Raw genomic sequence first — 13,165 nt, 5'->3', positions numbered from 1 at the left:
AAATCTTTGCAAAAAACCCCGTTTCGCTGTGCGTGATCGCTGAGTAGTCTGCATTGGTACACCAATTTTAACGACTTGTCAGTCCAATTTTAACGGTGTGCAAAGAAGAAAACAAAAAATAAATCATGGGGTTGTGATGGACTGCCGGTCCGTTATGCGGGCGTTGGCCTGTGTTCACCGTCCCCTTTTGATAGCGCAACGTACCCTACCAATGCGCGCGTCGCTGTCATGGGCGGCCGCGGGGAGAGAACCGATGAGTGTGGAGATCAATCAGACGGTCGCGCAGAGCGGCCGGCGCAAGTTCAAATCGCTACGCTGGTGGATGCTGGCGCTGTTCTTGTTGGGCGTCACGGTCAACTACATTACCCGCAACTCGCTGGGCATTCTGGCGCCGGAACTGAAAACCAGCCTGAACATGAGCACCGAGCAATATGCCTGGGTGGTGGCGTCGTTCCAGTTGGCCTATACGGTATTTCAGCCGATCTGCGGCTGGCTGATCGACGTCATCGGCCTGAAGATGGGTTTTCTGATCTGCGCGGGCATTTGGGCGGTGGTGTGTATGCTGCACGCCGGTGCCGGCAGCTGGTTGCAACTGGCCATTTTGCGCTTCTTCATGGGGGGCGCGGAGGCGGCGGCCACTCCGGCCAACGCCAAGGCGATCTCCGACTGGTTCCCGAAGAAGGAGCGTCCGATCGCCGCCGGTTGGGCGGGCGTCGGTTTCTCCATCGGCGCCATGCTGGCGCCGCCGATCATCGTCATCGCCCACGTCTCCTTCGGCTGGCAGGGCGCGTTCCTGTTCTCGGGCGGGCTGGCGCTGATCTGGGTAGTGCTGTGGTGGCTGTTCTACCACTCGCCCCAGCAGCACCCGAACCTCAGCCAACAAGAGCTGGATCTGATCCGTGAAGACAACGAGCCGGTGCTGCCGAAGCTGCCGTTCTTCACTTCACTGACCAGCCTGTGCAAGAACAAGAAATTCTATGGCATCGCCATCCCGGCCTTTCTCGCCGAGCCGGCCTGGGCGGTCTTCAGTTTCTGGGTGCCGCTGTACTTGGCCACCGAACGCGGCATGGATCTGAAGCAGATCGCGATGTTCGCCTGGCTGCCGTTCCTGGCGGCGGATATCGGCAGCGTCGCCAGCGGCTATCTCACCACCCTATACCGCAAATGGTTCGGCTGCAGCCGCGTCAACTCGGTGGTCGCCAGCTCGGTGACCGGCGCTTTCCTGATGGTGTCGCTGGCGTTCGTGGCGATCACCCAAGATCCCTATGTGGCGATCGCGCTGATCTCGATCGGCGGATTCGGCCATCAGGTGATCTCCTGCATGCTCAGCGCCCTGGTGGTGGAATCGTTCGATAAAAACCAAATGGCGACGGTCAACGGCATGCGCGGCTCCAGCGCCTGGATCGCCAGCTTCCTGTTCACGCTCCTGATCGGCGCGGTATCCGACACCCTCGGTTTCAACCCGCTGTTTATCGCGATGGGCTTCTTCGATTTGATCGGCGCCCTGTTCTTGATCGCCCTGATCGCCGAGCGCGGCGGTAAGAAAACCCCTTCACACAGCTAAGTGGAATATGTATGAAAACGTTGAAAAATTGGACGCTGGCGGCGCAGCATGCCGACCACGTCGAGCTGCTGGTCGATGAACGCCACCGTTTCTGCCTGTACGTGCTGGAAGACGGTCTGTTCCGCGTGTTGATCAAACGTGAGGGCGAGCTGGCGCTGGATCGCACCTGGAGCATTGCGCCGCAGGAGGATGTGCCTTGGGAGGGGCGCGATCGGCTCAGCGTCGCTGGTTTCAGCCTGCCGGGCTATCAGCTGCGCCGGGAGGGCGATCGGCTGGTGGTCAGCACGCCGCTGCTGCGCGTGACGGTGCATCAGCCGCTGTGGCTGGCGTGGGAGTATTGCAATGCCGCCGGCGAGTGGCGGCCGCTGGCGGCGGATCGGCCGACCAGCGCCTACCTGCTCAACGCGCACGGCGACGGCGTGGCGCATTACCAGCGGCGTTTCGCCGATGAGCGCTATTACGGCCTGGGGGAGAAGGCCGGCGATCTGGAACGCACCGGCCGCCGCTTCGAGATGCGCAATCTGGACGCGATGGGCTACAACGCCGCCAGCACCGATCCGCTGTACAAGCACATTCCGTTTACCATCACCCGCGGGCCGGAGGCGAGCTTCGGCCTGTTCTACGACAACCTGAGCAGCTGCTGGCTGGATCTGGGCAACGAGATCGACAACTACCATACGGCCTACCGCCGCTATCAGGCCGAAGCGGGCGATCTGGATTACTACCTGTTCCTCGGGCCGAAGGTTTTGGATGTCACCAAGGCGTTCGTGCGCCTGACCGGCCGCACCCACTTCGGGCCGAAGTGGAGCCTGGGCTACAGCGGTTCGACCATGCACTACACCGACGCGCCGGACGCCCAGCAGCAGTTGCAACAGTTCATTGCGCTGTGCCGTCAACATGCCATCCCCTGCGACTCTTTCCAGCTGTCGTCGGGCTACACCTCGATCAACAACAAACGCTACGTGTTTAACTGGAACTATGACAAGGTGCCGCAGCCTAGGCTGCTCAGCCAGGCGTTTCACGACGCCGGCCTCAAGCTGGCGGCCAACATCAAGCCGTGCCTGCTGCAGGATCATCCGCAGTATCAAGAGGTGGCGGCGCAGGGGCTGTTTATCCGCGATTCGCAAAGCGACGCGCCGGAACGCTCCAGCTTCTGGGACGACGAAGGATCGCACCTCGACTTCACCAATCCGGCGACGGTGCGTTGGTGGCAGCAGGGCGTCACACAGCAGCTGCTGGAGATGGGCATCGATTCGACCTGGAACGACAACAACGAGTACGAAGTGTGGGACGGCGAAGCGCGCTGCCACGGCTTTGGACGGCCGATCGCCATCAAACATCTCCGCCCGGTGATGCCGCTGCTGATGATGCGCGCCTCGATGGAGGCCCAGTTGCGCTTTGCGCCGCAGCGGCGGCCGTACCTGATTTCGCGCTCCGGCTGCGCCGGCATGCAGCGCTACGTGCAGACCTGGAGCGGCGATAATCGCACCAGCTGGCAGACGCTGCGCTACAACATTCGCATGGGGTTGGGCATGAGCCTGTCCGGGTTGTATAACCTCGGCCACGACGTCGGTGGCTTCTCCGGTGACAAACCGGACGCGGAGCTGCTGGTGCGCTGGGTACAAAACGGCGTGATGCACCCGCGTTTCACCATCCACTCCTGGAATGACGACGCCACGGTCAACGAACCCTGGATGTACCCGGCCGCCACCCCGGCGGTGCGCGAGGCGATCAACCTGCGTTACCGGCTGCTGCCGTATTTCTACACGCTGCTGTGGCAGGCCTGCGCCGACGACGAGCCGATGCTGCGCCCGACTTTTCTCGATCACGAACAGGATGCGCGCACCTTTGGCGAAAACGACGATTTTCTGATTGGCCGCGATCTGCTGGTGGCCAGCGTGGTGGAGCCGGGGCAACGTCGCCGTTCGGTGTATCTGCCGGATAACGGCGAAGGCTGGTACTGCTTCTACAGCGGCCAGTGGTTCGGCGGCGGCCAGACGGTGACGCTGGCGGCGCCGTTGGAGCGTCTGCCGCTGCTGGTGCGCGCCGGGGCGGCGCTGCCGCTGTCGCAGCGGTTGGCGCATGTGGACGTGGCCGCCGACGATCGGCGCGAGCTGCGGCTGTTTCCGCTCAAGGGCGGCGGGGCGAGCGGCGGGCTGCTGTTTGAGGACGACGGCGAAAGCGACGGCTGGCGGCAGGGCGAGGCGCTGTGGCTGCGCTGGGAAATGCGCTGTGACCATCAGCGCATCATGCTGGATATCACGACGGAAGGGCGTTTCCGCCCGGCCTGGCGCACGCTGACGCTCAGCCTGCCGGAAGGCGAAACGCGCGCGCTGTGGGTGAACGGTGAACCCGGCGAGCGTTTTACGCTGGAGTAGGGCTTACTCGGCCGCGCGCTTCTTGCGCGGCTTTTTGGCGACGGTGATGGTTTTCACCTCGCTTTCCACCCAGCCATCCTGCAGGCGGGTTTTCAGCAGTTCGCCGACCTGCGCCTGCTTGGTGGTTTTCAGCAGCTCGCCGCGCGGAGTTTGCGTCACGCTGTAGCCGCGCGCCAGCGTCGCCAGCGGGCTGACGGTCTCCAGCTGGCTGCAGGCCACGCCGAAACGCTGGCGGTAGGCGTTGAGCTGGCGCTCCATCGCCTGCTGCAGACGGTATTCCTGCTGCTGCACGCGCTGTTGGTAGCGGTGAATGCGGCCCTGCGGCTGCACCTGCGCCAGCCGCTGCTGGACGCGTTCGCTGCGGCGGGCGGCCAGGCGCAGCTGCTGCTGCATGCCGTCTTCCATTCGGCGCTGCAGCTTGAACAGCAGCGTCTGCTGGCGCGCCAGGCGCAGATGCGGATGCTGCTGCTGTAAACGGTGATGAATGCGGGTGAACTGCTGCTGACGCTGCGCCAGGTAGTAATCCATCGCCATCTCCAGCCGCTGCTGCTGCGACTGCAGCTGGCGCAACAGCTCGAGCTGATTGCGGCTCACCAGTTCGGCGGCGGCGGAAGGGGTCGGCGCCCGCAGGTCGGCGACGAAGTCGGCGATGGTGACGTCGGTTTCATGGCCGACGGCGCTGACGATCGGAATGCGGCTGGCGAAGATCGCCCGCGCCACGCGTTCGTCGTTGAAGCTCCACAGATCCTCCAGCGAACCGCCGCCGCGGCCGACGATCAGCACGTCGCATTCATCGCGGCGGTTGGCGGTCTCGATGGCGCGCACGATCTGCATCGGCGCTTCCGCGCCCTGCACCGAGGTGGGGTAGATGACGATCGGCAGCGACGGATCGCGCCGCTGCAATACCTGCAGGATATCGTGCAGCGCCGCGCCGCTGGCGGAGGTGATCACCCCGACGCGTTTGGCCGGGGCGGGCAGCGGCTGCTTGAACTGCTGATCGAACAGCCCTTCGGCGCTCAGGCGCTGTTTCAACTGCTCGAACTGTTGCTGCAGCAGGCCGTCGCCGGCGGGCTGCATGCTCTCGGCGATCAGCTGGTAGTCGCCGCGCGGTTCATACAGCGTGATGCTGGCGCGCACCAAGACCTGCTGGCCGTTTTGCGGCCGGAAGGTGACGCGGCGGTTGCTGTTGCGGAACATCGCGCAGCGCACCTGGGCGCGGTCGTCTTTCAGCGTGAAATACCAGTGGCCGGAGGCGGGCTGGGAGAGGTTGGAGATCTCGGCGGAGAGCCAAATCTGCCCCATTTCCATTTCCAGCAGTTGGCGAACCGTCTGATTCAGGCGGCTTACGGTAAAAATGGAAGGCGAAACAGGTAGCGACATGTGACCCAGATCAAATTTCAAAACAATCACTTAATTGGTCGATACTACATGGCTGAAAAAGGTAATCAAGACTTTTTGTAAGAAAGTGCTGGAGGCAACCGATTCCGCTCTGTATAATGCCGCGGCAATATTTTATCTTTTTCACAGCCCACCCTGGTGAGATATTGCCCATGCTACGTATCGCTAAAGAAGCTCTGACGTTTGACGACGTCCTCCTGGTTCCAGCCCACTCCACGGTTCTGCCTAACACCGCAGAGCTCGGCACTCAACTGACCAAAACCATCCGCCTGAACATCCCTATGCTGTCCGCAGCCATGGATACCGTTACCGAATCCGGCCTGGCCATCGCGCTGGCGCAGGAAGGCGGCCTGGGCTTCATCCACAAAAACATGTCCATCGAGCGCCAGGCTGAAGAAGTCAGCCGCGTGAAAAAACATGAAAGCGGCGTAGTCACCGACCCGCAGACCGTTACCCCGGCCACCACGCTGCAGGAAGTGAAAGAGCTGACCGCGCGCAACGGCTTCGCCGGTTATCCGGTCGTCACCGAAGACAACGAGCTGGTCGGCATCATTACCGGCCGCGACGTGCGCTTCGTGACCGATCTGACTCAGCCGGTGACTGCGGTGATGACGCCGAAAGATCGCCTGGTCACCGTGAAAGAAGGTGAAGCGCGCGACGTGGTGCTGCAGAAGATGCACGAAAAGCGCGTAGAAAAAGCGCTGGTGGTGGACGACAGCTTCCACCTGCTGGGCATGATCACCGTTAAAGACTTCCAGAAAGCGGAACGTAAGCCGAACGCCTGTAAAGACGAGCACGGCCGTCTGCGCGTGGGCGCGGCGGTCGGCGCCGGCGCCGGCAACGAAGAGCGCGTTGATGCGCTGGTGGCGGCAGGCGTTGACGTTCTGCTGATCGACTCCTCGCACGGCCACTCCGAAGGCGTGTTGCAGCGCATCCGCGAAACCCGCGCCAAATACCCGGATCTGCAGATCGTCGGCGGCAACGTCGCGACCGCGGCGGGCGCCAAAGCGCTGGCTGAAGCCGGCGTGAGCGCGGTGAAAGTGGGTATCGGCCCTGGCTCCATCTGTACCACCCGCATCGTGACCGGCGTAGGCGTACCGCAGATCACCGCCATCGCCGACGCGGTGGAAGCGCTGGAAGGCACCGGTATTCCGGTTATCGCCGACGGCGGCATCCGCTTCTCCGGCGATATCGCCAAAGCGATCGCCGCGGGCGCCTCTTGCGTGATGGTCGGCTCCATGCTGGCGGGCACCGAAGAATCTCCGGGCGAAATCGAGCTGTATCAGGGGCGCTCGTTCAAATCTTACCGCGGCATGGGCTCGCTGGGCGCGATGTCCAAAGGCTCTTCCGACCGTTACTTCCAGACCGATAACGCCGCCGACAAACTGGTGCCGGAAGGTATCGAAGGCCGCGTGGCCTATAAAGGCATGCTGAAAGCCATCGTGCACCAGCAGATGGGCGGCCTGCGCTCCTGCATGGGCCTGACCGGCTGCGCCACCATCGACGATCTGCGCACCAAGGCGGAGTTCGTGCGCATCAGCGGCGCCGGCATTCAGGAAAGCCACGTGCACGACGTGACCATCACCAAAGAGTCGCCGAACTACCGCATGGGCTGATGCCTTAACCTCTCCTGAGTGAGAGGCCGGGGTGGGGCGCTAAGCCCCATCCCGAAAACATACATTTTCGCTCTTTTTCTCTTGTTGCTGGAATTCGCCTCACATGACACAAAATATCCATAAGCATCGCATCCTCATACTGGACTTCGGTTCGCAATACACCCAACTGGTCGCCCGCCGCGTGCGCGAAATCGGCGTTTACTGCGAACTGTGGGCCTGGGACGTTAGCGAAGAGCAGATCCGCGAATTCAACCCAAGCGGCATCATCCTGTCCGGCGGCCCGGAAAGCACCACCGAAGCCGGCAGCCCGCGCGCCCCTGACTACGTGTTCAACGCCGGCGTGCCGGTGCTGGGCGTGTGCTACGGCATGCAGACCATGGCGATGCAGCTGGGTGGCCATGTGCAGGGTTCCAACGAACGCGAGTTCGGCTACGCGCAGGTGGAAATCGTCAACGAGAGCGCGCTGCTGCGCGACATCGAAGACGCCATCAGCCCGGCCGGCAAACCGCTGCTGGACGTGTGGATGAGCCACGGCGACAAAGTGACCGCGATCCCGTCCGACTTCGTGACCGTCGCCAGCACCGATACCTGCCCGTTCGCCATTATGGCCAACGAAGAAAAACGCTTCTACGGCGTGCAGTTCCACCCGGAAGTGACCCACACCCGTCAGGGCCAGCGCATGCTGGAGCGCTTCGTACTGGACATCTGCCAGTGTGAGGCCCTGTGGACGCCGGCGACCATCATCGAAGATGCGGTTGAGCGCATCCGCGAGCAGGTGGGTGAAGACCACGTGATCCTCGGCCTGTCCGGCGGCGTTGACTCCTCCGTGACCGCGATGCTGCTGCACCGCGCCATCGGCAAGCGTCTGACCTGCGTGTTCGTCGACAACGGCCTGCTGCGCTTGAACGAAGCCAAGCAGGTGATGGAAATGTTCGGCGACCACTTCGGCCTGAACATCGTGCACGTCGAGGCGGAAAACCGCTTCCTGACCGCGCTGGCGGGCGTCGACGAGCCGGAAGCCAAGCGTAAAATCATCGGCCGCGTGTTCGTTGAAGTGTTCGACGAAGAAGCCTGCAAGCAAGAGCAGGTGAAATGGCTGGCGCAGGGCACCATCTACCCGGACGTAATTGAATCCGCCGCTTCCGCCACCGGCAAAGCGCACGTGATCAAGTCGCACCACAACGTGGGTGGCCTGCCGAAAGAGATGAAGCTGGGCCTGGTCGAGCCGCTGAAAGAGCTGTTCAAAGACGAAGTGCGCAAAATTGGCCTGGAACTGGGCCTGCCGTACGACATGCTGTACCGTCACCCGTTCCCGGGCCCGGGTCTGGGCGTGCGCGTGCTGGGCGAAGTGAAGAAAGAGTACTGCGATCTGCTGCGCCGCGCCGACGCCATCTTCATCGAAGAGCTGCACAAAGCCGATCTGTACAACAAAGTCAGCCAGGCGTTCACTGTGTTCCTGCCGGTGCGCTCGGTCGGCGTGATGGGCGACGGCCGCAAATACGACTGGGTGGTCTCCCTGCGTGCGGTGGAAACCATCGACTTCATGACCGCGCACTGGGCGCATCTGCCGTATGACTTCCTCGGCCGCGTGTCCAACCGCATCATCAACGAAGTGGACGGCATCTCCCGCGTGGTGTACGACATCAGCGGCAAGCCGCCGGCGACGATCGAGTGGGAATGATTTCGCGTCTGGCAACAGCCTGCACGTAAAAGCAGTAAAGTACCTCTAAGCCCGCGTAACTGCGGGCTTTTTTGTTTTTTTTTATCTGGTACTTTCTGGTAGCTGTTAGCAATGGGGAGTAGGCCACTCTTCACGTAGCATGAGCGTTAGAATATTTGTTCAAAGTTATTTCCCTGAACAAAATTCTTAATAGAGGCTAGAAAAAATGCAATGTATGTTCGAAAAACAAACGAAGCGAGTACGCAAACGTCTTGAAATGCAGTAACATCATTCCGCCACACTGGCAGCTCGCTAACGGTGAAAGGAGTTCATGTGAGCCAAGAAGATGATGATAAGTATCCAGCCAGCGCCGTATCCTCGTGGAGCGGTTTCGTTTATCAAGGGAAAATTGCACTATATCACTCCCTCAAGATTATTCACGATGGCGACCTAGACTTTGAGCTGCAGCTAGACAGTAGTGACGACTTTGCTATTTATAAAAATGGAAAACTACACACCGCCCACCAAGTCAAAGCTAAGATAAGTAAATATCGAAGCGGTTACATCAAGGCGCTGGAACAGTCTACTTTAATCGAACACGACAAAATTAAGGGGATAACGCGTTACTTCCATGTATCTGTCCCGTTAGACAATACAGACGATCATAGAGGCGCTAGCGGAGAAACAGTAAAACTCTACCGCTATGGAGACAACTATTATTGCGGCTTGGGTGAAATTGAAGGGCTTACCAAAGAACTCATAAAAGAAATATGTAATAAACAGCACATCACTGTCAGTGATAACCTTATAAACTTTAACTACTGTTTACTGTCGGAAAAAATCAGCGCCAAGGCAATACATAATCATAAATTAAATCAAGTTGATGGAGTTTCAGAAAACAGAGCGGCATATGAGGGCCGAATCAAGGCCAAGAATATTTTGGATGACTTGCTAACTGAAAACCCCTATCAGAATAGAGACTATTATGCAGTTGAATTAAAGGCCAGGCTTCAAAATCACCTGGAAGAAAGGTTGGATCAGGCGCTTCCAACAATGAGTGACGCTACTTACGAAAGAGCTAGATGTCTGTGCGAGCACATTCGCGAAACCCATATCAATGAATTGAAAGCCCTATGCCAGATGATGAAGCCCTCCGAGCGATTTCAAGGCGTTCAGACGAACGATATCAGGCGATACACCAAGCTCATCCAGGCTATTTCGGTGGAGCCTATATTCAACCATCTCCCGCACTATCTTGACAGCGAAAATCGGTTCTACGTACCTACCGCTCTTGACGTGGATGAAAGCGAAGAGTGTGAGTTTGACATGATCCGTGAAATGAAAAACAACGGGGATCTGCTGAGACTACTTTTTGAGTACAACCATCTAATCGCCAGCAAAGCGGAAGCCTCATTCACCTTTAATACAAAATTCACAAACTCAGATGACTTCGACAACAAGCAGACTACTGAAAAACTCGAAAGCAACATCACCAAGTCGCTATGCATTAGCGTGATAACAAAAGACGACGCGGAGGAACGACTGAATGGTTAAGCAACTCATTGATGAAGCACTTGTTGCTCATGGCTTTGTTAGTAAACGCGACTTGGATAACACAAGCTTTTATATTCGCGAGTCTGGATCAGCTATCAGGTTCGCTGTTCTACATAATCTTGATGACCTTCCTGATCCAGCCGAACTGAATAATAGAATCAATCATCTTGCACCTGAGGAATTTCTCAGAAACCCAAGCTTTAAGAAAAACTGCGACTTGATTTGTATTCATCGGCTTGACGTTCTGGCCAAGTTCAAAGATCACGAAGAAGAAATCTTCGCAATTGAGGAAGACCCGCACTTCTATAAAAAATATGTTCTCTATTACAGTATTGCGGAAGAAAGTGCACTCACTAATTTTACCTACGACAAACTGGAGTCTGTGATTGCTGACAAAAAGGAATTTCTTGGATACAAAGAAAACCCTCTTGTCGCCACACAGTACAGCTTTGCGGCGAAGACCTTTATTAAACTTCCTTTCTTAGAGCTGCCTAGTCATCAAGAAAATCTTGTGTCCTTGAGGTTACAGGCAGCAGAGGCCGTTGCAGAAGCCAGTTTGAACGATACATATTTTACTATCCAGAAAGTCACAGAAAAAAACGTCGATGAAATTATCAAGGAAATGATTAACAATGAACTGGCAAATATCCAAGATTGAAGTCTTTAGCTTCAAAGCATTTAAACATATCTACTTGGATCTTGGCGAGTCGTCTTTGCTAACTCTGGACGGCCCGAACGGTTATGGAAAAACAAGCATATTCGACGCAATCGAATTACTGCTTACCGGCCAGATAAGTCGCATACAAAATCTATTCAATACATTATTAACCAGGAACAAGAGAGACTACGCGGACAATCTTTTCTGGAACAGGCGCTCCGGTGAAAATGACCTCTGCATTAAGATTGAATTTACTAATGAGGGACGAAAACTTGTTTTAGCTAGACATTGCCAGGCTGCAATATTCAAAAAACCAGTAAACAATCGTGCAGACAAATACGAGAATTTCAAGCTTTATGAGCTGCCAGAATTCGAGTCATCTGACTTCACTGAGATCAATCTGCGCGACAACAACTTTCTTGACGAAATTTTCGGGAAAAATTTCAGGGAAAATTTCTCCTTTCTTAACTATTTGGAGCAAGGGCAAAACCGGCTCTTACACACTCGGGTAGACGAACGTAAGGAGAAACTTGGAAACCTATTTAACATTAGCGATATCGAAGCCGAGATCGAAAGTTGCAACACTATATACAGTAAACTCACAAAGTACATCAACAATCCTGAACGAAATGCAAAAGCTGTATCACTTAAAGAAGAAATAGCTACTCTAAGGGCTACATTACAGGCAGAGGCTGGGATCATTGGGTACAAAAAGCTATCGACGACTGATGTCCAACCAGGGTGGGACAAGGAGATACTGTTCTCAACGTATTCGTCGGTAGACCATGCTGCCTACCAAGAATCAGTTCGCAAGATTATTGCCCTTCTGCCACTCAAAGCCACAATAAAAACTAGGGTTCACAACGAGACAATTGATGCCGACATTGATCGTAACGAGGAATCTCTGAGAAGTTTGGCGCAGTTTGGTAAAGACCTGGGCAAGCTTGATGTGCTTGAAGCTATCAAGAAGAGGATTGATGAATTAGAGCGTTCAGCAAGCATCATTAAACGCGGTGCCACGGTGATCAAACTCGAAGAAGCCCGTTCATTACAAGGTTGGGCGGATGAGCGTCTTGAGTGGTTTGAGTCACAAATTAATACCCGAAACAGCCTACAAGTAAAAAGCAGCGCCAATGCGAACGTCGTAGCCGAATTGGAACGTCTAAAAATGCAGTTACTTGGGGAACATAAGAAGTCTTATCCCGACGAGCAGTTGTGCCCTCTCTGTGGCGCTGACTGGGAAGACCACAAATCAATGGCGGATGCCATTGAAGCAAGAACTAAACAGATCTCTGAATCATTAGGCCGGGACGGTAAGAATTTAGTTAATCTCATCGCTGCTATGGATGCTGAGCTGAAACTCATCGACACCTTTATACAAGACAGCCTGAAACTCCTCACGCCTACATTTGAATCAAATCTTCATGCAGGGCTAACCAGAATTAAGCTTCGGCTCCCGGCAATAGCACTGCTACTGGAGAAGCTGCAGAGCGAGAACATTCAATTTACTGATTCTTTTACTGAAATTGATGACTTAATAGATGAGCGACTTGAAAAGCTCAAGGAGATTCTAAGAAATAAAAAACAGGTTGAAGCTGATGCCTTAGCGCTGCCGGAGGACTGGCGAGAGACCACAAACTGCGCTTTCAAAGACCTGCAGGACTTCTACATAGTCACGGCTGAAGATCTGAAGGATAAAGAGCAGTACATATCGATTAAAGCTAGCGAGGCTCAAAGTTTCAGGCTCCAAACCTGTATTAACGGACTTAAGATTATCGAAAAAGAAACCCAGGCAGCCCAAAAAGCACAAGGTAAAATCGAAAAGCTCCGCAGCATATTGAAGAAGACAGAGCAGAATTATACTGACCAGACAATTTCGGCTATTGAGTTCATATTCCACATTTATAGTGGTCGGTTGATCCAAAACTACCAGCGCGGCCTGGGCCTGTTTATCGAGAGTCGTGAAGGTACGCAACTGAGGTTCCTGACTGCCGAGAAGTCTGAACACGACGCAGTCATGTCCATGAGTTCTGGTCAGGTGTCTGCCCTCAGCCTTGCTTTCTTCCTTGCGCTCAACAAGGTCTATGCTCAGGTGCCTCTCATCCTGATTGATGACCCGTCACAATCATTGGATGAAGTAAACGTTGCTTCCTTGACCGATCTACTCCGTTGTGAACTCAAGCATTGTCAGTTGGTCGTCTCCACACACGAGGATGATATCTCGGCCTATATGCGCTACCGGTTCGACAGAGCAGGTTTGACAACAAGTTCGCTCAATATGCAGCTCTTGGCAAAAGAAGCTTAGTAAAATATTCCCATGGCGCATTTATTAGCGCT

Annotated in this window: 8 protein-coding genes; 7 read left to right on the top strand and 1 reads right to left on the bottom strand. The window is 56.0% G+C overall.

What is annotated here, in order from left to right:
- Nucleotides 1-253: 253 nt before the first annotated feature.
- Nucleotides 254-1,564 (top strand): MFS transporter, encoded by a 1,311-nt coding sequence (locus EDY99_RS15535; protein WP_033644086.1) that lies wholly within the window; start codon nt 254-256, stop codon nt 1,562-1,564.
- An 11-nt stretch (nt 1,565-1,575) separates the two neighbouring features.
- Entirely contained in the window at nt 1,576-3,942 is a 2,367-nt protein-coding gene (locus tag EDY99_RS15530; protein WP_123061905.1) for a TIM-barrel domain-containing protein, read from the top strand.
- Nucleotides 3,943-3,945: 3 nt separating this feature from the next.
- On the opposite strand, the gene xseA is transcribed toward EDY99_RS15530, so the two are convergent.
- Nucleotides 3,946-5,322 carry an exodeoxyribonuclease VII large subunit gene (gene xseA, locus EDY99_RS15525; RefSeq protein ID WP_033644342.1) on the bottom strand — a complete coding sequence of 459 codons (1,377 nt, stop codon included), beginning with the start codon at nt 5,320-5,322 and terminating at the stop codon, nt 3,946-3,948.
- Between the two features lie 170 nt (nt 5,323-5,492).
- On the opposite strand from xseA, the gene guaB reads away from it, so the two are divergent.
- From guaB to EDY99_RS15495, 5 genes are all read left to right on the top strand, one after another.
- Nucleotides 5,493-6,956, top strand: coding sequence for an IMP dehydrogenase (gene guaB, locus EDY99_RS15515; protein WP_004941460.1), 1,464 nt, complete (start codon nt 5,493-5,495; stop codon nt 6,954-6,956).
- Between the two features lie 103 nt (nt 6,957-7,059).
- Nucleotides 7,060-8,637 (top strand): glutamine-hydrolyzing GMP synthase, encoded by a 1,578-nt coding sequence (gene guaA / locus EDY99_RS15510; protein WP_021504498.1) that lies wholly within the window; start codon nt 7,060-7,062, stop codon nt 8,635-8,637.
- 312 nt (nt 8,638-8,949) lie between these two features.
- On the top strand, nt 8,950-10,170 hold the full coding sequence (locus tag EDY99_RS15505) for an ABC-three component system protein (RefSeq protein WP_123061904.1): 1,221 nt from the start codon (nt 8,950-8,952) through the stop codon (nt 10,168-10,170).
- On the top strand, nt 10,163-10,828 hold the full coding sequence (locus EDY99_RS15500) for an ABC-three component system middle component 1 (protein WP_123061903.1): 666 nt from the start codon (nt 10,163-10,165) through the stop codon (nt 10,826-10,828). Before EDY99_RS15505 ends, EDY99_RS15500 begins: the two co-directional genes overlap by 8 nt.
- Complete coding sequence (locus EDY99_RS15495) at nt 10,803-13,133, top strand: AAA family ATPase (protein ID WP_123061902.1); 2,331 nt, start codon at nt 10,803-10,805, stop codon at nt 13,131-13,133. Before EDY99_RS15500 ends, EDY99_RS15495 begins: the two co-directional genes overlap by 26 nt.
- The last annotated feature ends 32 nt before the right edge of the window (nt 13,134-13,165 follow it).

The sequence above is a fragment of the Serratia sp. LS-1 genome, assembly GCF_003719595.1.
Lineage (GTDB): Bacteria > Pseudomonadota > Gammaproteobacteria > Enterobacterales > Enterobacteriaceae > Serratia > Serratia ureilytica.
The sequence above is the reverse complement of the archived record's forward strand: the minus strand, read 5'-3'. Positions and strand labels throughout refer to the sequence as shown.

Excerpts from the sequence above, each read along its gene's own strand:
- EDY99_RS15535 (WP_033644086.1), top strand. The coding sequence starts at position 254 with ATGAGTGTGGAGATCAATCAGACGGTCGCGCAGAGCGGCCGGCGCAAG.
- EDY99_RS15530 (WP_123061905.1), top strand. The coding sequence starts at position 1,576 with ATGAAAACGTTGAAAAATTGGACGCTGGCGGCGCAGCATGCCGACCAC.
- xseA (WP_033644342.1), bottom strand. The coding sequence starts at position 5,322 with ATGTCGCTACCTGTTTCGCCTTCCATTTTTACCGTAAGCCGCCTGAAT.
- guaB (WP_004941460.1), top strand. The coding sequence starts at position 5,493 with ATGCTACGTATCGCTAAAGAAGCTCTGACGTTTGACGACGTCCTCCTG.
- guaA (WP_021504498.1), top strand. The coding sequence starts at position 7,060 with ATGACACAAAATATCCATAAGCATCGCATCCTCATACTGGACTTCGGT.
- EDY99_RS15500 (WP_123061903.1), top strand. The coding sequence starts at position 10,163 with ATGGTTAAGCAACTCATTGATGAAGCACTTGTTGCTCATGGCTTTGTT.
- EDY99_RS15495 (WP_123061902.1), top strand. The coding sequence starts at position 10,803 with ATGAACTGGCAAATATCCAAGATTGAAGTCTTTAGCTTCAAAGCATTT.